We start from the raw sequence: 22,078 nt of genomic DNA on the forward strand, positions 1-22,078 counted from the left end.
GGTCTACCCCAGGATCAACCACTGAGTTGCTGCAGCTCGCGGCGGACCATAGCGGCATACTCGGGCGGGCTCAGTTTGTAGAGCTCAGTGGCCACCCAATCGAACCAGGCAGCCTGCATCTGTGGGCGCTGCAATAGCCATTGTTCGGCCAGAGCCCTTGCTTGCGCCTGGTGCCGGACATGGAAGTCGGCACGACTGGGGCGTTCGACAGGCTCGCTCACTCGCTAGCCTTGAAGGTGGTCAATTCACCTTTCTGCCATTTGGCAACCTTGCGGGTCACAGCTTTGAGGGTCTTGCTCAGGCCCTCCTGCAACTGCTCATGGGCGGCGAATACCAAGGCTACGCCCTGCCCTTCTTTGAAGACGATGCCTTCGCCTTCCGGTACCGAGACAAAGGCATAATCACCCAGGCCGTACACCGTCAGCTTGATCTCGCGAAATCGAATCTCCAGCTTGCCACCTTCACGGCTGGGCAATACGGCGGCGCGAAAATGATCACCGACCTTGAGCTCCAAGCGCTGTTTGTCATCCACCACCAAGGCGGTTTCAGTATCGATCTCGGCCATGTACAGGCCTTCCGCATTCTGTTCGGTGACATAAACAAAACGCGATTGAAACTGTTTGACCAGTTTCGCCCTGAGGTCGCCCAGAACAAACAGGGCGTGTGTATCCAGATTGCTGACTGCCAAAGAAGAATTCCTCAAAACCGATTACACGCCACTCCCCCACCGGGCCACGAGACGCCCGCAAGGCAGCGGTACTTCAATTCGAAGTCTGAAAGACTAGTAGATTAGTGCGTGAAAAGTCTGTGCAGAGAGGCAAAGCAAGGTGCAGGAATACTTACCCATTGCTGCAAGCCTTGGCCCGTTTGCAGATTTTCAGCGGATTTCCTTAATCGGAAACGCTTTTTCTGACAGCACTATCGCAACAAAAGTGCGATAGATGAGAGCAAGCCCTTCGACAGGGCAGACCCCAGGAAATCATCCACCGCACACAGGGAAGCGAATATGCACGAAAACACTGAATTCCGTCGAGAGGCTAGAGGTGTTTCCTACACGGAATATGCAGCTGGGTACAACCTGAACAGACCGCCGCGCTTTGTCGTGGTCCCCGCCGGCATCGGCTTCTTTCATATCACCGAGCAGGCAACCGGTCGGGTCAAAGGCTTTCGCCGTGAGCATACTGAAGCCTGCGCGCTGGCCCGCCACCTTGAAAACTGAACCCTGCCGGCCTCACCCGGCCTGACGCGCGACGTCAGGCCGGCCCGCAATGCTCATCTGCTCCAGCCAGGCAGCACGGCACTCCTGGGCCTCACTGCGGCAGGCAAATGCGGTGCCGCGCCGCTCACCGTTGACCAGCACGACCCAACACACGCGCTTGCCCTGTGCCTGTAGCGCCGTCGGCACGCCGCTGCCAATCATTACCGCCACATCGACTTGGCTATTCATCATTCCCTCCGGAATTTATTAGCAACCTAACGATATGCGCATGATAAGACCTGCCCGTCTGTGAAAAAAGCTAGCCTGTGCACAGCTGTTTTACATCGCAGGTAACAAAGCCCTGTCAGTTCTGCTGAGGCCGGTAGCCCAGGCGCAAGCCACCCCAATGCCTGCCTTGTACCTGGATCGGTACCGACAGGTCGTGCATCAGCTCGCCCGTATCGCGGGTATAGGTTTGCAACAACACCGCCTGTTGATGGCTACCGCAACGAATACCGGTGCGGTCGTCGAACTTGCGCTTGCTGCGGTTGTGCGCGGTGTCCAGGGTCTGATCCCCGGTCAACGGCTGATTGAAGGCGTTGTTATGAGTCGGCACATAGCCCTGCTGGGTGCAGGCTATGGCGAACACCAGGCCTTCATGCTGCTTGAGCAACGGCTCCTGGATCGTCGGCAGGACCTGGTCGGTGTACTGATCGAAGCGGGTCCGGTAGCGTGCCGGTGAGGTCCCCGGCAGTTGCTGGTAATGACGATCAAACAGGTCTTCGAGGCTGATCCGGCCCTGAGCGATATCGTTTTCGAACTGTGCGCCAATCTGCTGTGCGCCTTGGCGGGCCAGGTCGTAAACGCGCTGGTGATAGTCATCCAGGCCGACCTCGGCCAGGCGCTCGCTGATGCTTTCGGCCTGCCCTTCCAGTTGCACGGCAGCCTGGGCCAGGCACTGGGTTTGCTGGTCGCTGACCTGCAGGTCGCTGCGCATCCGCGCGACCGCCTCGAACAGGCTGTCCAGTTGTAGCCGATTGGTCTCGGTGCCCTCGGCAATCTCGCCGATCTGCTGCTCGACCCCGGCGGCCAGCCCGGCGATGCTGTCCAGTTGCTCCCCGGTGTGCTCGACCTGGTCCACGCCGCTGTGCAGGTCATCCGACAGCTCGCGGATCTGCTCGACCACCTGAGCCGTGCGTTGCTGAATGTCGGCAACCATCTGCCCGACTTCTTCGGTGGCGCTGGCAGTACGGCCAGCCAGCCCACGCACCTCGTCGGCGACCACGGCAAAGCCGCGCCCATGGTCACCGGCCCTGGCCGCTTCGATCGCAGCGTTCAAGGCCAGCAGGTTGGTCTGGCTGGCGATGGTCTGGATCACCAGGGTGACCCGGGCAATGTCCTCGCTGCGCTGGTGCAGGGCTTCGATCAACTCGCGACTGGCGGTGGCCCGTGAACTCAGGTGATGCATGCGCTGGATCGACTCGGCCAGCACCGTACGCCCGGCAGCGCTGCTTTCGTGGGCGCTGCGGGCAGCGACCAGGGCCTGCTGGCTCAACTGTGAAGTAGCCTTCTCGGTACCGATCATCACTTCGGCACTACTGACAATCTGCGCTGCTGCGCTCAGTTGCGATTGCAGCTTGTCCGCCAGTTGTTGCACCGAGAACGCCACGCCAGCTGCCGACAAAGCGTTGTGGCTGGTGGTGCGGGACAGGTCGCGGGTCAGCTCGGCCAACGGCTCGTTGGTTATCTGCGGCACGGCCGAGGCTTTGCGCAGGCGCGGCAACCACAGCGCCAGCAAGGCCAGGGGCAGGCAGATATAGAACGAAAGCTCGGCAAACGCCATGGCTGCCAGCAACCCTGCCAGCACCAGGCTCTGCAAAACCGAGTCTGACCAGCGCGCATCGTTGTCCGGGGCAGCTTGCTCTTCAACCACGGCGCCGGGCAGAGATCCTTCTCGCATCATGTTTTGGCTCCATCGCAACACATCTTGTTGTGCGGCCATTAAACGCCACTATTAGGCCATTAGCCATGCTTCCTTGGATGTAAGACTGCCGCTGTTGATACAGGGCAAGAAAAACAAAACCCCCGAAGATCGCTCTGCGGGGGTTTTGTCGGACACCTGCGCGGGTCAGGCCTGACGCTGGTGCTTATCGATTTGCTCGTGCCGCTCTTGAGCTTCGATGCAGTACTTGGTGGTCGGGCTGATCAGCAGGCGTTTCAAGCCAATGGGCTCACCACTGTCGTCGCACCAGCCGAAACTTTCGTCGGCAATCCGGCCCAGGGCCATTTCCAGCTGTGGCAGCAGACGCTGATCGCGCTCGATCGCGTTGACCAGCCAATGGCGCTCTTCTTCGACCGAGGCGGCGTCGGCAGGATCGGCAGGCGTGTCCAGGCTTTCGATGGTTACACGGCTTTGCTCGATGCGCTCATGGGTCTCGACCTTCATCGACTGCAGCAGATCGGTGAAGAAAGCCAATTGCTCAGCGTTCATGTAGTCATCGGCCGGCATGGCCAGCAACTTTTCCTTTGTCATTGATTTCTCTATAAAAAATACGTGCATTAAGGCGAATCGGGTGCTCCTGGCGAACAGCTCGCCAGCAGCGGAATTCTTCAAGCACCATCCGGCACTCAATTTACAGGGGGCGGCAGTCTAAGGCCGAGATTCACACTGGGCAACAGAAATGACGGTGGATTTGACCGAAAAGGCGCTAATGGCCCTCCCCCGGCGCTGGTTTATAACAAAAAAACTGCGCCATAGGCGCTTTCCCGGGGACAAACGGTAACTCTCCGACAAAAACCTTGTAACAAAGATCCCTTTCAACTCAGCAACTGGCTCAATACCGCACGCAACTTGCCCGGTTTCACCGGCTTGTTCAACAACGGCGCACCCAGGCGTTGCATGGCACGACGGCTCTGGTCACTGCGATCAGCGGTGATCATCACGGCAAAGATACTCTGGGCGAAATGCCGGCGTAAATCTCGCACCACTTCGCAGCCGGTCACGCCGTGATCCAGATGAAAATCAGCCAGGATCAACTCCGGCGCCTGGCCTTCGAGCACCTCCAGGGCACCGGTATAGTCGCTGGCGGTGATCACTTCGCAGCCCCACTGGCGCAGCAGTGCGGCCATGCTGTGCTGAATAGTCAATTCATTGTCCACCACCAGCAGGCGGCGCCCGGGCAACGGATCGCCCACGCTGGGCTGTGCCAGCGCCGACAGGGGCGCCTCACTCGGCGCCTCGTTCGAGAGCGGTACATCGATACTGAACACCGAGCCGCGCCCCGGCCAGGAGCGGACCCTGACCGGGCAATCGAGTATCCGCGCGATCCGTTCGACGATTGCCAGGCCCAACCCCACCCCTTTGCGGTCGGCAGCGCGGCCGACGTCCAATTGGTTGAACTCAAGGAAGATCGATTCAAGACGGTCGGCGGCAATGCCCCGGCCAGTGTCCCAGACTTCCAGACGCAGGGATTCGCCGCGCCGCCGCGCACCGAGCAGGATGCGTCCATGCTCGGTATAGCGGCAAGCATTACTGAGGAAGTTGCGCAGGATTCGCGTGAGCAGGCGCAGGTCGGTGCGTATTGCCAGGCGCGCGCTGCGCATGCGCAGGCTGAGCCCGGCAGCCTCGGCGACCGGCTGGAACTCCGAGGCCAAGGGCGCCAGCACTTCATCCAGGCGGTACAGGTCCAGGTCCGGCTTGATCGTCGCCTGATCCAGACGGGAGATGTCCAGCAGGTCGGTCAGCAGATCTTCGGCGCCTTCCAAGGCTTGATGCGCTCGCTCCACCAGCTGCTGCTCGCTCGTGGGCAGAGGCCGTTCGCGCAAGGTCGAGATCAATAGCCGTGCAGCATTAAGTGGTTGCAACAGATCGTGACTGGCCGCTGCCAGGTATTTGTCCTTGCTGCGGTTGGCCGCCTGGGCGGCATCACGGGCTTCGATCAGTTCATTGGTGCGCTCGGCGACCCGCTGTTCGAGCTGGTCGTTGAGTTGCTGCAGGCGCTCCTGGGCCAGCTTGCGCTCGGTGATGTCGGCGACAAAGCCCTCGACCACCCCCTCTTCGTCCGGACGCAACAACAGGTTCATCAGTACATCGATGCGGCTACCATCACGCCTGCGCAACTGGGTTTCATAGCCAATCAGCGCCTGCTCGCGCTGCAGCACCTGAGCGATGGCCAGTAGCTCATCCTGGCCACCAGCGAACAGATGGCTGGCCAGATCGTTGCGCGACAACACCAGTGCCTGGGCGTCCGGGTACCCCAGCATGCGCGCCAACGCCGGATTGGCCGCCCGCATGCCATCCTCGAGACTGGCCTGAAAGATGCCATGTACCGCATGCTCGAACAGCCACTTGTAGCGATTGCGTTCGGCTTCCAGCTCTTCAAGGCGCACCGCCAGTTCCGGGTAGTGGCTCTTGCGCACGGTGTGATTGCTCAGCCCCAGCAGTCCGGCCAGGGCATCGCCCGCCGGTTCAGAGGGCCTCGCCATACACCACCTCGACATCGCGCTGGCTGGAGCTGCGTGGGTTGGTCAGGATGCACGGGTCGTCCATGGCGTGCTGGGACAAAAAGGGAATGTCGGTCATGCCGACGCCATGCAGGCCAAGGGTTTCGTGAAAGCCCACGGCGTGCTTGAGCGCAATCAGGTGCTCGACCAGGCGCTGGCTGACCTGCTTGTGACTCAGGCCTCGGCAATCGATACCGAGGGTTTGCGCGATGACCTTGAAGCGCTCGGGGGCGGCGCTGTAATTGAACGCCACCACATGCTCGACCAGTACCGCGTTGCACAGTCCATGGGGCAGGTCGAGAAAGCCACCCAGGCTGTGGGACATGGCATGCACGGCACCGAGAATGGCGTTGGAGAACGCCAGCCCCGCCTGCATGCTGCCGAGCATGATCTTCTCGCGCAGGGCGATGTCGGCCGGGTTGGCGATCATCTGCACCAGGTTGCCGTTGATCAGGCGCATGGCCTCCAGCGCATGCGGGTCGGTCAGCGGCCCGTGTCCGGTAGAGACGAACGCCTCAATGGCATGCACCAGCGCGTCGATGCCGGTACAGGCCGAGAGGAACGGGTCCATGCTCAGAGTGGTTTCCGGGTCAATCAGCGACACATCCGGCACCACCGCCTTGCTGACGATGGAAAACTTCATGCGTTCCTGTTGGTTGGAGATGATCACGAACTGGGAAACGTCGGCGGAGGTACCGGCAGTGGTCGGGATCAGGATCAACGGCGGGCTCGGCACGCGGATGGTGTCGACCCCTTCGAACTCGAGAATGTGCCGACCATGGGCAACCACGATGCCGATACCCTTGGCGCAATCCATGGGGCTGCCGCCACCGACCGCGACGATCACATCGCACTGTTCGCTACGGTAGCGCTCGGCGCCGGCCATGACCTCTTCAACCCGAGGGTTGGGCGAAACCTCGGTGTACAGGCAGTAATCAATGGCCTGCTGTTGCAGGCTGGCTTCGATATCAGCCACCCAGCCGGCGGCGATCACCCCTGGGTCGCTGACCAGCAGCACCTTGCGCGCGCCAAAGGTCTTGGCGTAATTGGCGACATGATGACGGCAACCGGCGCCGAAGATGATTTCCGGAGAGACGAACTTGCGCAACTGGCTCAGCTTCGGGCTCATGGGACGCCTCTATTCTTGTTGTACTAGCGCCAGCCTAAAGCATCCCGCCTCGATTGCAATCAGACCATCGCAGGCAGAAACAGAAGCGCCGACCGCTGCAAGCAGCGACCGGCGCAAGAGGGATCAGCGATTGGCGAAGTACATGGTCACTTCAAAACCGATACGCAGATCAGTGAACGCAGGCTTTTTCCACATAGGTCCATCCTCTTCTGGCACCACAGGATTGCGGTGCGCCTATTAATACACCGTTGCCGGTGCGGGTCGAATGCTACTTTGGAACCGTTTCTTTCAGGTTATCCGGGCCTTCAGAAGAACCCCAGCGGATTGACGTCGTAACTCACCAGCAGGTTCTTGGTCTGCTGGTAGTGATCGAGCATCATTTTGTGGGTCTCGCGGCCGACCCCGGATTTCTTGTAGCCACCGAACGCGGCGTGGGCCGGGTACAGGTGGTAGCAGTTGGTCCACACCCGCCCGGCCTGAATGCCGCGGCCCATGCGGTAGGCGCGGTTGATGTCGCGGGTCCAGACCCCGGCACCGAGGCCGAACTCGGTGTCGTTGGCAATCGCCAGGGCTTCGGCTTCGTCCTTGAACGTGGTCACGCCGACCACCGGGCCGAAGATTTCTTCCTGGAACACGCGCATCTGGTTGTGGCCCTTGAGCAGGGTCGGCTGGATGTAATAGCCGCCGGCAAGATCACCGCTCAAGCGTTCGCAATCGCCGCCAGTGAGCACCTGGGCGCCCTCTTCGCGGGCGATCTGCAGGTAGGAGAGGATCTTGTCGTATTGCTGCTCGGATGCCTGGGCGCCGACCATGGTCTCGGTGTCCAGCGGGTTGCCGCGCTTGATCTGGCTGATCTTTTTCAGAACCTGGGCCATGAACGGCTCGTAGATCGACTCCTGGATCAACGCCCGCGACGGGCAGGTACACACTTCGCCCTGATTGAAGAACGCCAGCACCAGGCCTTCGGCGGCTTTTTCGATGAACGCGGGCTCGGCCTGCATGATGTCTTCGAAGAAGATGTTCGGCGACTTGCCGCCCAGTTCCACCGTCGAGGGGATGATGTTCTCGGCAGCGCATTTCATGATGTGCGAGCCCACCGGGGTAGAGCCGGTGAAAGCAATCTTGGCGATACGCTTGCTGGTGGCCAGGGCTTCACCGGCTTCGCGGCCAAAGCCGTGGACGATGTTGAGCACGCCAGCGGGCAACAGATCACCGATCAGTTCAGCGAACACGGTAATCGACAGCGGCGTCTGCTCGGCCGGCTTGAGCACCACGCAGTTGCCTGCGGCCAGGGCCGGGGCGAGTTTCCAGGCGGCCATCAGCAACGGGAAGTTCCAGGGGATGATCTGCCCGACCACGCCGAGCGGCTCATGGAAGTGATAAGCGGCAGTGTGCTCGTTGATCTCGGCGGCGCTGCCTTCCTGGGCGCGGATGCAGCCGGCGAAGTAACGAAAGTGATCGGCAGCCAGTGGCACGTCGGCATTCAGGGTTTCGCGGATGGCCTTGCCGTTGTCCCAGGTTTCGCTCAGGGCCAGCACTTCAAGGTGCTGTTCGATGCGATCGGCGATCTTCAACAGGATCCGCGAGCGCTCCTGCACCGAGGTGCGTCCCCAGGCTGGCGCCGCGCCGTGGGCGGCATCCAGGGCCAGGTCGATGTCAGCGGCCGCGGAGCGCGGGAACTCGGCAATGGCCTGGCCATTGACCGGCGAGCTGTTGCTGAAGTACTGGCCCGTCAACGGGGCCACGAATTCGCCGCCGATGTAGTTGCCGTAGACAGCCTTGAAACTGATCAGGGCATCAGGTGAGCCAGGGGGCGCGTAGATCATGGGGGGGCCTCATGTGCGGTGCGGGCCTGTCGGCATGACAGGCAGTTGAGCCGATGGTAAGCAGCCGCACGGCAGGCGCGAATCGGTCCTTGGCAGGTGCCGTCTCGTCAATTGGTAGTAACGCCTGGGTGGTAACCGGCTACCGCCTGCTCATGCGGGCGCAATCGTCTTATGTGGCCTCCCTTCTTTTTTGGAAGCCTCGCCAGATGACCGTCCCTTCCCTCCATCAGTCCATAGCCGAACAGGCGACCTTGAGCTGCGCGGTCGCCAAGCGCTTCGTCAAGCGTCCCGCCCTGCTCGAAATCGCCGGCCAGATCCTGCTTGAGCACTGGGCCCAACGGCAACTGCCACTGCAGCACAATCCGCTGACGCTCTATCTGATCAGCCACACCGAACCTCATGTTCTTATCCGCCAGTTGCCTCAAGTGCTGATCGAGCGATATTGCCTGGGCAGCACCTTGAACCTGAATGACGGGGAAGACTATCTCAGCCGCTACCCTCAACAAGGTGCCGATGCACACCTTGAGGTGGACCTGCATACCGTTGAACTGCTGGTCAATGACTGTGGTCCTTTGATCGTCGAGGCGTTCCTGCAGGCACTGGTCGAATTCTGGAGCCAGAGTGACGCACATGGCGAAACGCCCTGGGGCTGGTACGCCGCTTACCTGCAAAAGCTGATGAAGGATGCGATCATTGTCGGCCTCAACGCTGGCCGGCTGACCCCGGCGCAAGCGGCTATCGCCAGCATCGTGCCGGCCTTTCCAACACCGCAGCAACGCAGCCGCTTTGACAACCTGCAGGGCTTGAGCGTCCAGCAGATAACGGTCGACCTGACCTCGGCCCAGCTCATTGATGCCGATCTGTCCAGTGCCTTGCTGGTCGAAGACTTTCCCGACCCACCCAAGGCCCAGGTGGCGATGCTGTTTACCCTGGTAGGCGCCCTGGCGCCCTTCGATTCCACCCAGGGTTTTCTCGACATGCTCACCCGGCACTGGCCAAGGTCGTTGTTATCCACACCTCCCCAGGCTCGATTCCGCGAGCCGACAACCTCGGCATTCGAAGCCCAGGCCGTCGGTTTTCTCAAGCAACAATTGCGTTTGATCGAGGTCATCGCCCAGGCATCGAGAACGCCTGAGCAAGCGGCAGCGCTCAACGCCATCATCGACCGCTCGACCTCGATGCTGGACCTGTGCACGGCTCAAGAGCTGGAACGTCAGAACAAGATCGCTTCACTATTGCCGGCATGGCTACTCGACAACGAACTGGCCATCCGCTACAGCACCTTGCTGATCAATCAGGCCCAATCACACAAAGCGGCCGCCGGCAAAACCTGGCGTGACGGCATCGACACCGCCGAGGCCTTCGCCTGCAAGGCCCTGGACGCGAGGATTGAGCACGATCACCCTGCTGCCGGGTTCAAGGCCAGCGACGTGATAGTCACTAATCATCAGGTCATCGCCAGCGCCAGCGCCGGGCAAGACAGTGTGATCACCGACGGCGTAATCAAGGTCGTCAACTTTTCCCTCGCACAACTGGCCATCGACAATCTGGGCGTGCTGGCCGCAAACACTGTGAGCCTGCATTTGCTCAGCGGTGCCGACCTGCCCGACTGGATGAATGAAGCCTATGTGCGCACTCTGGTAGGTGAACTGGACATTGGTGGGCAATATCCGCAGACCTTGCAACGGCAATTGCTAGACGACCCCGATCAGTCGAAGACGCGGCGGACGCTGTTCAGTGCGCAGCTCAAGACCCAGTTGCCGCTCTTGGCACTGGAGCTGCATCTGCGCGACAAACGCATCAGCCTGGCGGCCTGCCAGGCGGTAGACGCCCTGTTTGGCCAGTCAGCGCCGGGGGGCTTCGTACTCAGGCCCCTGACCCTGCTGCGTGCAAGTGGCGCTACTGCCGATACGCCACTCAATGCATGGCTGATCGAACCTGGCGATGTCAGGCAAGGCCCTTGTTTACTGTATCGTCCGTTGCATACCGAAGCGCTGCTGGAGTTTCGCGACCGGACTGCCCTGTTCGACGCGCTTGCCAGCAGCGGCCCGTTGCAGGATGACCGGCTCGATCGCCTGCCTGAACAAACCCGTCCGATCTATGCCAATGGCGGCCTGCATGAGCCACACATTCACCGCTTCGTCCCTGGTGCCGAGTTCGAACAGTTGCAGACGCCTGCACCGGCCAGCCTGGGTACGGCTCCGGCACAAGGGTCGCTACGCGAGCTGATCTACCAGGCCAGTGCCGAAGAACTGGTCGAACGGGCCAAGCGCCACTCGACCAGCACCGCGCAATCGCGCTGGAACGCCTGGAAGCAACTGGGTTGGCTGATGTTCAACACTTTGCTGCCGTTGTTCGAAGGCACCGTGGCCAAGGTCACCTGGATGATCCAGGTGCTCGACAGTGCCAAGCGCCTGCTCGAGAGTGATGAAAAGGACAGCCCGGCAGCGCATCGCCAGGCGTTCGCCGACCTGCTGATCAATATCGCCATGGTCCTGTTCGTGCACGCCACCCGCAGGCTGGGCATCCGCCCAGAAGCGCCCACGCCGCCCACCCACGCCTCTGTGCCAGCAAGAACACCCACCGCTCAGACGCTACCCGCACCGCAGGCCGAGCTGAACTTCAGCTGGGCGCGTCCTGACCACCGGCTTACAGCCCAGCAGAAAACCCACCTTGAAAGCCTGGCCAGCCCGCTATCACCCAGTACGCTCGGCTCCCCCATCGCGGACGGGACGCTGCAGGGCCTGTACCTGCACAACGAACAACTCTATTTCGCCCAGGGCGCTCGCGCCTATCCAGTGCAATTCGATGCCGCCATCGACCAACCGCGCATTATCGCCGGGCCCTGGCTGAGAAGAGATGAGGCCCTGCGCTGGACACTCGATCTGCGCTTGCGCCTGCGCGGCGGGCAGCCCCTGCGCAATCGCCTCAAGTCCGCTGACCTGGAGCAGTCGATCGACAACCTGGATCAGACATTACGCACGCAGCAAGCCGAGGCACTGGCCAGCCAGCAACGTCTGCAGGCATTTGCCCGGCAGCTCACTGACGACACCGACCCGCGCATCCTGCAAGGCTATCTGGGCAAGATGGAAACGTTGTCCCAGGACTTCGAGCGACACCGAGAGACGCTGCGTGAACGCAATGAAAAACGCCCCCTCAATCAGTACAAGACACTGCAGGCAAAAGCCCTGTTTGAACGAGCACGTTGCCAGCTGTCCATGCTTTCGACCCTGGGCAAACTGTACAAACCGTTGCGCCAGCGCTTTGTCCAGTCGGTCAGGGAAACCGACGGAGTCTTGCCTGAGCCAGGCTCAAGCAAACATTCAATGCAGGTCGATCTGCTCGACCAGATCGAGCTCCTGCTCGGCAAACTGATCAGCCATACCGAGACCCTGAGCGCTACCCGCGAGCAACTGCACAAGCTGTCCAGCATCCGTCAACCCACTATCCAGATGATGGAACTGAGCCTCAACGAACCTGCCGTCGGTCCTGCGTCGCGGCTGTACTGGTACACCCTGCGCAGCGAGGTGCTGAGCAACCGCTTGAGGCTGGTGGAGGCAGGCGAGGATGCCAGCGAAAGCGATTACTGGCTCGAGCACAGCTGGCGCAATATCGAGCAGGGCATGCTGCAGCGCATGAACCTGCAGGCCTTGAGCCGTGAGCAGGCAGAGGTTCATGCCCGCGTACTGGACAATATCCAGCGCCACTTCAGCACGGCGCTGCGCCAACTGGGCAATCTGAAAAACCTGGTGCCCGGTCAGCAGGCCGCCGACAGCCTGGTGTCCAGGCTCGAAACCGACTTGACCTTGATGCTCAAGGAGACCCGCGCCGACCTCGACGAATACCCGCAGCCGCTGCTTGAGCGCAGCAGCCTGCGTCAGTTGCACCGACAAGTGCCAGGGCTGATCGAAACCCGTGACGAGGGCGTGCTGCTAGGGCAACAGCGACGCGACAGTGAAGGTATCGTCGACATCCACAACCCACAGGACGACAGTATCCGTGCGTCCTACCGTGAAGATCCGCTTACTGGGACCTGGGAGCCCATATCCCCCGAGCAAGCGCTACCTCCACAGGTCACAGACGCCGATCTGAGTGCCCTGCTGCGTGAAGGCATGCGCCTTGCCGCACTCGCTAGGCAAGATATCCAGCGCCTTAAGAACCAGGGCAGAAGCACCTACCTGCCAATCGAAATCGAGGAAATAGCCGATCGCCGACGGCTGGCGCTGACTGCGCAGCGCCAGGCCATCGAGCGAACCCTGACCCGCGACAACCAGACCGATCAGGCGGCTGGCAACACGGATGCAGCCCTGCAGATCAAACAGCTGGATGAAGTCGCTGGCGAACTGTTGCACACCGGCGAGCAACTGAGGATAGAGGCGGCCCTGACGCAAGCACCGAGCATGCGCGAGCTGGAGTACCTGCTGGGCAAGGGCCAGGTGAAACTCAAGCGGCTGGTCAAGCGCAAGCCGCTGGCCAGTACCCGGGGCTGGGCACAGGAGTACCTGGATGAGTACGTGGTGCTGCACGCCAACAAACCCTTGTGGTATGCGCACTTTCACTACGCGGCCGAGAACACCCCGGTCGACGACTTCAAGGCCGCGCACCTGAAGCTTGCCAGTCAGCGCTATGACCGCGGGCAGTTCGTCGAAGGCAACAAGGTGGTGCACCGCGGGCCGATAAGCCTGGCGGCTCGGCAATGGTTTTTCAAGGAGTGACGGTAGAAAACCGGGCGCTGGCAGCAGCGCCCGATCCATTTCAACGATCCTTGAACTGCGCCTCACGCTTGGCGATAAACGCGGCCATGCCTTCCTTCTGGTCTTCGGTGGCGAAGGCCGCATGGAACACCCGGCGCTCGAAACGCACGCCCTCGGCCAGGTTGACCTCAAAGGCACGGTTGACGCTTTCCTTGACCATCATGGTCATCGGGATCGACTTGCTGGCGATGGTCGCGGCCACTTTCAGCGCTTCCTCCAGCAACTCGGCCTGCGGTACTACCCGTGCGACCAGGCCAGCGCGCTCGGCTTCCTCGGCGCCCATCAGGCGGCCGCTCAGACACAGCTCCATGGCCTTGGCCTTGCCCACCGCACGGGTCAGGCGCTGGGTGCCGCCCATGCCCGGCAGCACACCGAGATTGATTTCCGGCTGGCCGAACTTGGCGTTATCGGCGGCAAGGATGAAGTCGCACATCATCGCCAGTTCACAACCGCCGCCCAGGGCAAAACCCGACACAGCGGCGATGATCGGCTTGCGCCGGTTGGCGATGCGATCAGCGTCGCTGAACAGGTCATCGACGTAGATCTGCGGGTAGCGCAGGTCGGCCATTTCCTTGATGTCGGCGCCAGCTGCGAACGCCTTGGCGGAGCCGGTCAGCACCACGCAACCGATGTTCGGGTCGGCCTCGAGCTGGTCCAAGGCCTGGTTGATCTCGCCGACGATCTGCGCGTTCAGGGCATTGAGCGCCTGAGGGCGGTTGAGGGTGATCAGGCCGACCTTGCCGTGGATGTCCAACAGAATGGTTTCAAATGACATGCAAGCTGCTCCCTTCAAAGATTGCGCGCAATGACCATGCGCTGAATGTCGCTGGTGCCTTCATAGATCTGGCAGACCCGCACATCGCGGTAGATGCGCTCCAGCGGAAAGTCGCTCAGATAGCCATAACCGCCGAGGGTCTGCAAGGCATCCGAACAGACCTTTTCGGCCATTTCCGAGGCGAACAGCTTGGCCATCGACGCTTCGACCAGGGCCGGACGCCCGGCATCGCGCAGCGCCGCGGCATGCAGGACCATCTGCCGGGCCACGGCAACGCGGGTGGCCATGTCGGCCAGGCGGAAGGCCACGGCCTGGTGCTCGATCAACGGTTTGCCGAAGCTCTCGCGCTCGCGGGCATAGTCACGGGCCACCTCGAAGGCGGCACGGGCCATGCCCACCGATTGCGAAGCGATGCCGATACGGCCACCTTCAAGGTTGGCCAGGGCGATCTTGTAGCCTTCGCCCTCCTCGCCCAAGCGGTTGGCCACCGGCACGCGCACGTTGTCAAAGACGATCTGGCAGGTGTCGGAGGCGTGCTGGCCGAGTTTGTCCTCGACTCGCGCCACTTGGTAACCCGCTGAGTCGGTGGGCACGATAAAGGCACTGATGCCGCGTTTACCGGCCTCGGGGTCAGTCACGGCAAACACGATCACCACCCCGGCGTTCTGCCCGGAGGTGATGAACTGCTTGCAGCCGTTGAGCACGTAGTGATCGCCATCTCGGCGGGCGCGGGTCTTCAGGCTGCTGGCATCGGAGCCGGCCTGCGGCTCGGTCAGGGCGAAGGCACCGAGCATCGCGCCACTGGCAAGCGGCGTGAGGAACTGCTGCTTCTGTTGCTCATTGCCGAACTTGAGGATCGGTACGCAGCCCACCGAGTTATGCACGCTCATGATGGTCGAGCAAGCGCCGTCGCCGGCGGCGATTTCTTCCAGGGCCATGGCATAGGCGACATAACCGGTGTCGCTGCCGCCCCACTGCTCCGGCACCAGCATGCCAAACAGGCCCAGCTCGGCCATCTCCTGGATGGCCTCCTTGGGAAAGCGGTGTTCGCGGTCCCACTGCTCGGCGAATGGCCGCAGGCGCTCCTGGGCAAACTGGCGCACCGCATCGCTGATTTGCTGTTGTTCGTCATTGATTAGCATGGTGCACCTCAGTACAGACACTCGACGGCCATGGCCGTGGCTTCACCGCCGCCGATGCAGATGGCGGCAATCCCGCGATGCAGGCCTTTCTGGCGCAGGGCCGCGAGCAAGGTGACAAGGATGCGTGCGCCCGAAGCACCGATCGGGTGGCCCAGGGCGCACGCGCCGCCATGGACGTTGACCTTGTCGTGCGGCAGGTCCAGGTGCTTCATCGCCGCCAGGGTGACCACGGCGAAGGCTTCGTTGATTTCGAACAGGTCGACCTCGGCCAGGCTCCAGCCAGTGCGTTTGACCAGCTTGTCGATAGCACCGATCGGTGCGCTGGGGAACAACGCCGGGGTGTCGGCAAATGCCGCGTGACCATGGATCACCGCCAGCGGCTTCAAGCCTTGCTTTTGTGCCTGGGAACGACGCATCAGCACCAGCGCCGCAGCACCGTCGGAGATCGAGCTGGAGTTTGCCGCGGTCACCGAGCCGCCGTCGCGAAAGGCCGGCTTGAGCTGCGGGATCTTGTCCAGGCGCGCCTTGGGCGGCTGCTCGTCGTCGCTGATCAGGCGTTGGGTCTTGCCCTCGGTCACTTCGACCGGAACGATCTCGCTGGCAAAGCTGCCGTCCTTGATAGCCTGCTGGGCGCGGGTCAGCGAGGCGATGGCGAAATCGTCCTGCTGCTCACGGGTAAATCCATTGCTCTGGGCGCAGTCCTCGGCAAAGGTGCCCATCAACCGGCCCTTGTCGTAGGCATCTTCCAGGCCGTCGAAGAACATGTGGTCGATGATCTTGCCGTGGCCCATGCGGTAACCGCTGCGGGCCTTGTCCAGCAGGTAAGGGGCATTGGACATGCTCTCCATGCCGCCGGCCACAACCACATCGGCGCTGCCGGCCAGCAGCAGGTCGTGGGCCATGATCGCCGCCTGCATGCCCGAGCCGCACATCTTGTTCAGGGTGGTGCAGGTGGTGGCCTTGTTCAGCCCGGCGCCCAGCGCCGCCTGGCGCGCCGGGGCCTGGCCCAGGCCTGCCGGCAGCACGCAGCCGAACAGCACCTGCTCGACGCTGTCGGGGGCTACCCCGGCACGCTCGACAGCGGCACGAATGGCCGCAGCACCCAACTGCGGTGCGGTCAGGCTTTTCAGGTCGCCCTGCAGGCCGCCCATGGGCGTGCGCACGGCGCTGACGATTACAATCGGATCATTGGCAAGGGTCATGATTGAATACTCCGAAAATTATTTGGCAGCCATGCGCAAGGCGCCGTCGAGGCGGATCACCTCACCGTTGAGCATGCTGTTTTCAATGATGTGGCGGGCCAGCGCGGCGTATTCCTGCGGGCGGCCCAAGCGTGGCGGGAACGGTACTCCGGCGGCCAGCGAGTCGCGTACTTCCTGGGTCATGCCGGCCATCATCGGGGTTTCGAAAATGCCCGGGGCGATGGTCATCACACGGATGCCGAAGCGTGCCAGTTCACGGGCGGCGGGCAAGGTCAGGCTGGCGATCGCACCCTTGGAGGCGGCGTAGGCGGCCTGGCCGATCTGGCCGTCATAAGCGGCGATCGACGCGGTATTGATGATCACCCCGCGCTCACCGTCGGCGCCCGCCTCGCCTTCGGCCATGGCCGCAGCGGCCAGGCGCAAGAGGTTGAAGCTGCCGATCAGGTTGACGTTGATCACCCGGCTGAAGCTGTCCAGGCCATGGGGGCCGTTCTTGCCCAGAACCTTTTCGGCGCCAACGATACCGGCGCAATTGATCAGGCCATGGAGACTGCCGAAGGCGGCAACGGCGGCATCGACTGCGGCCTTGGCGGCGGCCTCCTGACTGATATCGGCAACTGCAAAGCGTGCCTTGGTGCCCAGCGCCTGGGCCTTGGCAGCGACCGCCTCGGCATTGAGGTCGACCAGCATCACCTGGGCTCCGGCCTCGATGAGCATCTGTGCGGTGGCGGCGCCCAGGCCGGAGGCTGCGCCGCTGACGATGAAGTTCTTGTTGGCAATCTGCATGATGGTCGTTCCTCAGGCGCTGACGGTCGAAGCCTGCGCGGCTTGTTGTTTGGCAATTTCCTGGTTACGCAGGATGAAACGCTGCAGCTTGCCGCTCGGGGTCTTGGGCAGTTCGCTGACGAATTCGATTTCCCGTGGATAGGCGTGGGCGTACAGGCGCTGGCGGACATGCTGTTTCAGCGCCTCGGCCAGTTCCTCGCAGGGCTGTGTGCCGCTGGCCAGCACCACGAAGGCCTTGATCAGTTCGGTACGTTCCGGGTCGGGCTTGCCGACCACCGCGGCCTCGATCACCGCCGGGTGTTCGATCAGCGCGCTCTCGACATCGAACGGGCCGACCCGGTAGCCGGAGGTGGTGATCACGTCGTCACTGCGACCGACAAAGCTGATGCTGCCATCGCTATTGAGCTCGACGGTGTCGCCGCTCAAGTAGTACTTGCCGACGAAGGCCTTGGTCGGCAAACCGTGGTAGCCGTTAAACCAGCACAGCGGCGACTGCTCGCGATCCACGGCGAGAATCCCCGGTTGCCCTGCCGGCAGTTCACGGTGCTGCTCATCGAGCACGACGATGCGGTGGCCGGGAATGGCGAAGCCGGCCGAGCCCAGGTGCACCGGGTGCTCCAGGCCATGGTGGTTGCACAGCACCATGCCCAGCTCGGTCTGCCCGTAATGGTCGTGGATGGTCACCCGCAACTCATCGGCAAACCAGCGGATCACTTCCGGGTTGAGCGGCTCGCCGGCGCTGCTGACCACCCGCAAGCGGCCCTTGATCGGCGTGCTGAACGCGCGGCCGGCAGCGATCAGCAGGCGATAGGCGGTGGGCGAGCCTGCCAGGTTGCTGATGGCGTACTTGTTGATGACCCGGCAGGTGCTTTCGACACTGAACGGCCCATCGAAAAAGGTCGTGGCGTGCCCCAGCGCCAGGGGCCCGGTCACCGCGTAGTAAAGCCCGTAGGCCCAGCCCGGATCGGCGAGGTTCCAGAAATTGTCCTCAGGGCGCAGGTCGATGGCGTCACGCATGTAGCCCTGGAAGGCAACGATCGCCCGCAGCGGCACTTCCAGCGGCTTGGCCGGGCCGGTAGTGCCGGAGGTGAACATCAGCAGGAACGGCGCATCTGCACCGAGCAGCACCGGCGGGCAATGATCATCGGCTGCTGCCAGCGCCGTGTGAAAGTCGATATCGCTGGCGTCGTCGGCGGCACCAACACAGATGATCGTCGGGCAGTCATGGACCTCGTCGAGCTTGCTGCGATTGAGTGGCTCGGTGACCACCACCTTGGCCCCGGACTGTTCCAGCCGGTGCTCGATAGCCTTGGGGCCAAAAGCAGTGAACAGCGGTTGGTAGACTGCGCCCAGGCGCCAGGTGGCCAACACGGTGATCAGCAACTCGACCGTACGCGGCATCAAGCCGGCAACCCGGTCGCCGGCGCCTACACCCTGGGCCCTGAGCACATTGGCCAGGCGCGCAGCAGATTGCTGCAGTTGCTCGAAGCTGTACTGGGCGCTGCTACCCTCGCGGCCTTCGCAGTTCAGTGCAATACGATTGCCGCCAACATGCCGGTCGCAGCATTCGACGCAGGCATTGAGCGCTTCAAGGCTGCCTTGCAGGGCGGCCGCAGCGGTTTGCGGGTAGTTGAATCCTTGCGCCGCGGCACGGTAATCACGCATCGCCAGACTCCTCGTTTTTTATTGTTGGAATAAAACGATTGATCTGAAGATAGTCGCGCCAGAGCCGTTACGGGACAATGGCCAAAGCTGTCAATCTGGATGACTGGTTTGGCCTCAAGGATTGCGTGGACCGTTTGCCGACGTTGCCGCAGCCGCGATCATCGCGCCGGTGGATGGGTTTCACCCTGCCCGATCAGCGTCCGATAGTGGCCAGGGTTGCAGCCATACCATTTGCGAAACGCCTTGTAGAATGAGCTGCTGTCGGCGAACCCCAGACGCTCGGCAATCTCGGCGAAGCTCACCTGCGCCTCTGCCAGCCAGGCAATCGACAGCTCTTTGCGCACACTGTCCTTGAGGCCCTGATAGGTCGTGCCTTCTTCGGCCAGACGGCGACGCAGGGTCGAGGCCGATATGCACAGCTGCTGGGCCTGGGTTTCGGTTTCCGGCCACTCGCCGGCGGGTAGCTGGCGCAGCGTTTCCTTGATCCGTCGCGCGAGGCTGGCCGGGTCACGGTACTTGACCAGAATGTTGGCCGGCGCCTCGGCCAGAAAGCGCTGCAACTCTTCCGGCGTACGTTTGAGCGGCAGGTCCAGGCAATCGGCCGCGAAGATCATCCGCGTACGCGGGCGGCCGAACTGCAGGTTCTCCGAAAACATTACCCGGTAGTCATCGCAAAATGGCGGTTCAGCGCAACGCAGCTCGATGGCCAGGATCGGAATGCGCCGCCCGGCCAGCCAGCAGGCAACCCCATGGACAATCATCCAGAAAGTGAAATAAGTGAAGGCCCGGCGCGGCTCATCCAGCGGCTCGCCGACGACGATTTCCGCCAGGCTCTGCTGGCGTACCAGGACCGGCTGCAGGTGCTCGAGCATCAGCCCGAGAAACGCCAGGGCGCTCTCCAGCGCGGCGCCCAGGGTTGGCTGGGCCATGGAAGAACGGCACAGGAAGGCCAGGCTGCCGGTGCGCAGGCCGCGCGGGTCCATGCAAAAGAATTCATCGTGGCAACGGCGAGCGAGCAAGCGCCAGAGCTGCGCGTAGGCACTGGCCGGCACCCGTGCGTCAGCTTCGTGCAGTTGCCCGGGATCGATCCCCACGCGGCCGAGCAAGGCCTGGCTGGGTGCACCCGGGGCATAACTCTGCAGCAGCGCTTCACGCACCAGTTGCATGGAGATGGTGTCTTTCTCCGTCATCAGCAGTATTTCGCCTTGCCTGTGTTATTTGATCGCCATCTTAGGAGCCTGCCGGGAAAAAACCAGCCCTGGCTCAGCGTACCGGAGCCAGGTTGAGAAAAGCCTGGATCAGGCGCAGTTCGCGGCGCCGCTGCAAGCAGCCGATCATGTGCTGGTTGACCAGCCCCGATCCGGCGATGGGCCGTGCCACCACCCGCGGGTCATGGCTGATTTCCGCCGAAGACACGATGCCGATGCCAAGCTGCGCAGCCACGGCTTCAGTCACTGCTTCACGGCTATCGAGCTCCAGCAGGACCCGCGGCTGAACACCGGCCTCACTGCAGGCCTGATCGAACGTGCGGCGGGTGATCGAGCTGGGTTCGCGCAGCACCATGATCTGTGCGTCCAGTTCCCTCAACTGCAGCTCACCTGTACTGCCCGCCCAAACGTGCCCGGCCGGTAGCAAAGCGCAGATCCGTGAATCACCGAGGCTTTGCAGGTACAGGCCCTTGCGCGGTTCGACTTCGGTCAGGACCGCCACATCGGCATGCTCGCAGAGCAGCGCTGCCAGGGTTTCCTGGGCGTTGCCCAGGCGCAGGTTGACGGTGATGCCCGGGTAAGCCTCACGCAACTGCGCCAGCATCGGCATGACCCGGTGCGGGCCATCGGCCGCCACTTCCAGGCGCCCGGTGAGCAACTGCCGGTTGGCCTCAAGCATCACCTGCGCTTCTTCGGCCAAACCGAACATGGCGCGGGTAATCGCCGCCAGGCGAATGCCTTCCTCGGTCAGCTCGACCCGCCGGGCGGTGCGACGCAGCAAGGTGATCTGGTAATGCTCCTCCAGGCCTTTGATATGCCCGGTCACCGCTGGCTGGCTGATGAACAGGCGGTTGGCGGCGCGGGTAAAACTGCCCTCACGGGCCACGGCGTCGAAAGCGCGGAGCTGGAACAGGTTCATATCTATCGGCCTGACTTATGGCTGGCATAACAACAAATAATTTGATTGATAGCTCACGGAATTGCAACTTAGGCCCCATAGATTCAGCCCACCGCTTGTGAGGATTACCGGAATGAGTAACGCCCCTCTCCTGCTGACCCCCGGCCCCCTGACCACCTCAGCCCGCACCCGCCAAGCGATGATGGTCGACTGGGGCTCATGGGACCGCGACTTCAACCAGCTGACCGCCAGCCTCTGCGAGCAACTGCTGGCCATCGTCAACGGCGCCGACAGCCACCACTGCGTGCCCCTGCAAGGCAGCGGCACCTTTGCCGTGGAGGCCGCCATCGGCACCCTGGTGCCTCGCGATGGCAAGGTCCTGGTGCTGATCAACGGCGCCTACGGCCAACGCCTGGCGAAGATCTGCAAGGTCCTGGGGCGTGCCTGCAGCACTTTCGAAACCGCCGAAGACCAGCCGACCACCGCCGCCGACGTCGATCGCCTGCTGGCCGCCGACAGCAGCATTACCCACGTGGCGCTGATTCACTGCGAAACCAGCACTGGCATTCTCAACCCACTGGCGCAGATCGCCGAGGTCATCGCCCGCCACGGCAAGCGTCTGATCATCGACGCCATGAGCTCGTTCGGCGCCTTGCCGATCGATGCCCGCCACGTGCCGTTCGATGCCTTGATCGCCGCGTCGGGCAAATGCCTGGAAGGTGTGCCCGGGATGGGCTTCGTGTTTGCCAACAAACAGTCGCTGGCCGCCGCCGAAGGCAACTCGCCGTCGCTGGCCATGGACCTGCAGGACCAGCATGCCTACATGGCCAAGACCGGCCAATGGCGCTTCACCCCGCCCACCCACGTGGTAGCGGCGCTGCACGAGGCCTTGCTGCAATACACCGAAGAAGGCGGCCTGCCCGCCCGCCATCAACGCTATGCCAGCAACTGCAAGACGCTGCTCGACGGCATGGCCGCGATCGGCTTTTTTG

General features: G+C 62.4%; 18 protein-coding genes and 1 pseudogene. 3 read left to right on the forward strand and 16 right to left on the reverse strand.

Annotated elements, in window-relative coordinates:
* Window positions 1-14 precede the first annotated feature (14 nt).
* Window positions 15-221 carry a hypothetical protein gene (locus tag UW3_RS0118485; RefSeq protein WP_010224308.1) on the reverse strand — a complete coding sequence of 69 codons (207 nt, stop codon included), beginning with the start codon at window positions 219-221 and terminating at the stop codon, window positions 15-17.
* Window positions 218-688: a hypothetical protein gene (locus tag UW3_RS0118490; RefSeq protein ID WP_010224310.1), complete on the reverse strand. Its 471-nt coding sequence runs from the start codon at window positions 686-688 to the stop codon at window positions 218-220. The genes UW3_RS0118485 and UW3_RS0118490 overlap by 4 nt, the downstream gene beginning before the upstream one ends.
* Before the next feature lie 318 nt (window positions 689-1,006).
* Between UW3_RS0118490 and UW3_RS27275 the strand changes: the two genes are divergently transcribed.
* Entirely contained in the window at window positions 1,007-1,219 is a 213-nt protein-coding gene (locus tag UW3_RS27275) for a hypothetical protein (RefSeq protein WP_036994446.1), read from the forward strand.
* Window positions 1,220-1,231: 12 nt separating this feature from the next.
* On the opposite strand, the gene UW3_RS0118500 is transcribed toward UW3_RS27275, so the two are convergent.
* The 7 genes from UW3_RS0118500 to exaC all read right to left on the reverse strand — a co-directional run bounded on the left by UW3_RS0118500 (window position 1,232) and on the right by exaC (window position 8,656).
* Window positions 1,232-1,447, reverse strand: a complete 216-nt coding sequence (locus UW3_RS0118500; protein ID WP_010224314.1) for a hypothetical protein — start codon at window positions 1,445-1,447, stop codon at window positions 1,232-1,234.
* Window positions 1,448-1,562: 115 nt separating this feature from the next.
* Window positions 1,563-3,200, reverse strand: a complete 1,638-nt coding sequence (locus UW3_RS0118505; RefSeq protein WP_420220030.1) for a methyl-accepting chemotaxis protein — start codon at window positions 3,198-3,200, stop codon at window positions 1,563-1,565.
* A gap of 126 nt (window positions 3,201-3,326) precedes the next feature.
* Complete coding sequence (locus UW3_RS0118510; protein WP_010224318.1) at window positions 3,327-3,731, reverse strand: TraR/DksA family transcriptional regulator; 405 nt, start codon at window positions 3,729-3,731, stop codon at window positions 3,327-3,329.
* Window positions 3,732-4,015: 284 nt separating this feature from the next.
* Window positions 4,016-5,683 carry a PAS domain-containing hybrid sensor histidine kinase/response regulator gene (locus UW3_RS0118515; protein ID WP_010224320.1) on the reverse strand — a complete coding sequence of 556 codons (1,668 nt, stop codon included), beginning with the start codon at window positions 5,681-5,683 and terminating at the stop codon, window positions 4,016-4,018.
* Window positions 5,667-6,830 (reverse strand): alcohol dehydrogenase-like regulatory protein ErcA, encoded by a 1,164-nt coding sequence (gene ercA / locus UW3_RS0118520; protein WP_010224321.1) that lies wholly within the window; start codon window positions 6,828-6,830, stop codon window positions 5,667-5,669. Before ercA ends, UW3_RS0118515 begins: the two co-directional genes overlap by 17 nt.
* 123 nt (window positions 6,831-6,953) lie before the next feature.
* Window positions 6,954-7,025, reverse strand: coding sequence for a pyrroloquinoline quinone precursor peptide PqqA (gene pqqA, locus UW3_RS28355; protein WP_009394664.1), 72 nt, complete (start codon window positions 7,023-7,025; stop codon window positions 6,954-6,956).
* A 110-nt stretch (window positions 7,026-7,135) separates the two neighbouring features.
* Window positions 7,136-8,656 carry an acetaldehyde dehydrogenase ExaC gene (gene exaC, locus UW3_RS0118525; protein WP_010224324.1) on the reverse strand — a complete coding sequence of 507 codons (1,521 nt, stop codon included), beginning with the start codon at window positions 8,654-8,656 and terminating at the stop codon, window positions 7,136-7,138.
* A 206-nt stretch (window positions 8,657-8,862) separates the two neighbouring features.
* Between exaC and UW3_RS0118530 the strand changes: the two genes are divergently transcribed.
* The gene (locus tag UW3_RS0118530) at window positions 8,863-13,371 is read left to right on the forward strand and encodes a hypothetical protein (RefSeq protein WP_010224325.1); all 4,509 of its coding nucleotides are present in this window, start codon (window positions 8,863-8,865) and stop codon (window positions 13,369-13,371) included.
* 40 nt (window positions 13,372-13,411) lie between these two features.
* On the opposite strand, the gene UW3_RS0118535 is transcribed toward UW3_RS0118530, so the two are convergent.
* The 7 genes from UW3_RS0118535 to UW3_RS0118565 form a co-directional block, all read right to left on the reverse strand.
* Window positions 13,412-14,185 carry an enoyl-CoA hydratase gene (locus UW3_RS0118535; protein ID WP_010224326.1) on the reverse strand — a complete coding sequence of 258 codons (774 nt, stop codon included), beginning with the start codon at window positions 14,183-14,185 and terminating at the stop codon, window positions 13,412-13,414.
* A gap of 14 nt (window positions 14,186-14,199) precedes the next feature.
* Entirely contained in the window at window positions 14,200-15,327 is a 1,128-nt protein-coding gene (locus UW3_RS0118540) for an acyl-CoA dehydrogenase (RefSeq protein WP_010224327.1), read from the reverse strand.
* Window positions 15,328-15,335: 8 nt separating this feature from the next.
* The gene (locus UW3_RS0118545) at window positions 15,336-16,529 is read right to left on the reverse strand and encodes an acetyl-CoA C-acyltransferase (protein ID WP_010224328.1); all 1,194 of its coding nucleotides are present in this window, start codon (window positions 16,527-16,529) and stop codon (window positions 15,336-15,338) included.
* Between the two features lie 18 nt (window positions 16,530-16,547).
* Window positions 16,548-17,315 (reverse strand): SDR family NAD(P)-dependent oxidoreductase, encoded by a 768-nt coding sequence (locus UW3_RS0118550; protein WP_010224330.1) that lies wholly within the window; start codon window positions 17,313-17,315, stop codon window positions 16,548-16,550.
* A 12-nt stretch (window positions 17,316-17,327) separates the two neighbouring features.
* Complete coding sequence (locus tag UW3_RS0118555) at window positions 17,328-18,980, reverse strand: AMP-binding protein (RefSeq protein ID WP_010224332.1); 1,653 nt, start codon at window positions 18,978-18,980, stop codon at window positions 17,328-17,330.
* A gap of 158 nt (window positions 18,981-19,138) precedes the next feature.
* The gene (locus UW3_RS0118560; RefSeq protein ID WP_010224334.1) at window positions 19,139-20,170 is read right to left on the reverse strand and encodes an AraC family transcriptional regulator; all 1,032 of its coding nucleotides are present in this window, start codon (window positions 20,168-20,170) and stop codon (window positions 19,139-19,141) included.
* A 73-nt stretch (window positions 20,171-20,243) separates the two neighbouring features.
* On the reverse strand, window positions 20,244-21,107 hold the full coding sequence (locus UW3_RS0118565) for a LysR substrate-binding domain-containing protein (protein ID WP_010224336.1): 864 nt from the start codon (window positions 21,105-21,107) through the stop codon (window positions 20,244-20,246).
* A gap of 112 nt (window positions 21,108-21,219) precedes the next feature.
* Between UW3_RS0118565 and UW3_RS27280 the strand changes: the two are divergent.
* Window positions 21,220-22,078 (forward strand): annotated as a pseudogene (locus UW3_RS27280) (2-aminoethylphosphonate--pyruvate transaminase); the annotation flags it as partial.

The sequence above is a fragment of the Pseudomonas donghuensis genome (assembly GCF_000259195.1).
Taxonomy (GTDB): domain Bacteria; phylum Pseudomonadota; class Gammaproteobacteria; order Pseudomonadales; family Pseudomonadaceae; genus Aquipseudomonas; species Aquipseudomonas donghuensis.

Bases quoted from the DNA above. Each gene is read 5' to 3' on its own strand.
- UW3_RS27275 (WP_036994446.1), top strand. From the start codon at position 1,007: ATGCACGAAAACACTGAATTCCGTCGAGAGGCTAGAGGTGTTTCCTAC.
- UW3_RS0118500 (WP_010224314.1), bottom strand. From the start codon at position 1,447: ATGAATAGCCAAGTCGATGTGGCGGTAATGATTGGCAGCGGCGTGCCG.
- UW3_RS0118505 (WP_420220030.1), bottom strand. From the start codon at position 3,200: ATGGCCGCACAACAAGATGTGTTGCGATGGAGCCAAAACATGATGCGA.
- UW3_RS0118510 (WP_010224318.1), bottom strand. From the start codon at position 3,731: ATGACAAAGGAAAAGTTGCTGGCCATGCCGGCCGATGACTACATGAAC.
- UW3_RS0118515 (WP_010224320.1), bottom strand. From the start codon at position 5,683: ATGGCGAGGCCCTCTGAACCGGCGGGCGATGCCCTGGCCGGACTGCTG.
- ercA (WP_010224321.1), bottom strand. From the start codon at position 6,830: ATGAGCCCGAAGCTGAGCCAGTTGCGCAAGTTCGTCTCTCCGGAAATC.
- exaC (WP_010224324.1), bottom strand. From the start codon at position 8,656: ATGATCTACGCGCCCCCTGGCTCACCTGATGCCCTGATCAGTTTCAAG.
- UW3_RS0118530 (WP_010224325.1), top strand. From the start codon at position 8,863: ATGACCGTCCCTTCCCTCCATCAGTCCATAGCCGAACAGGCGACCTTG.
- UW3_RS0118535 (WP_010224326.1), bottom strand. From the start codon at position 14,185: ATGTCATTTGAAACCATTCTGTTGGACATCCACGGCAAGGTCGGCCTG.
- UW3_RS0118540 (WP_010224327.1), bottom strand. From the start codon at position 15,327: ATGCTAATCAATGACGAACAACAGCAAATCAGCGATGCGGTGCGCCAG.
- UW3_RS0118545 (WP_010224328.1), bottom strand. From the start codon at position 16,529: ATGACCCTTGCCAATGATCCGATTGTAATCGTCAGCGCCGTGCGCACG.
- UW3_RS0118550 (WP_010224330.1), bottom strand. From the start codon at position 17,315: ATGCAGATTGCCAACAAGAACTTCATCGTCAGCGGCGCAGCCTCCGGC.
- UW3_RS0118555 (WP_010224332.1), bottom strand. From the start codon at position 18,980: ATGCGTGATTACCGTGCCGCGGCGCAAGGATTCAACTACCCGCAAACC.
- UW3_RS0118560 (WP_010224334.1), bottom strand. From the start codon at position 20,170: ATGACGGAGAAAGACACCATCTCCATGCAACTGGTGCGTGAAGCGCTG.
- UW3_RS0118565 (WP_010224336.1), bottom strand. From the start codon at position 21,107: ATGAACCTGTTCCAGCTCCGCGCTTTCGACGCCGTGGCCCGTGAGGGC.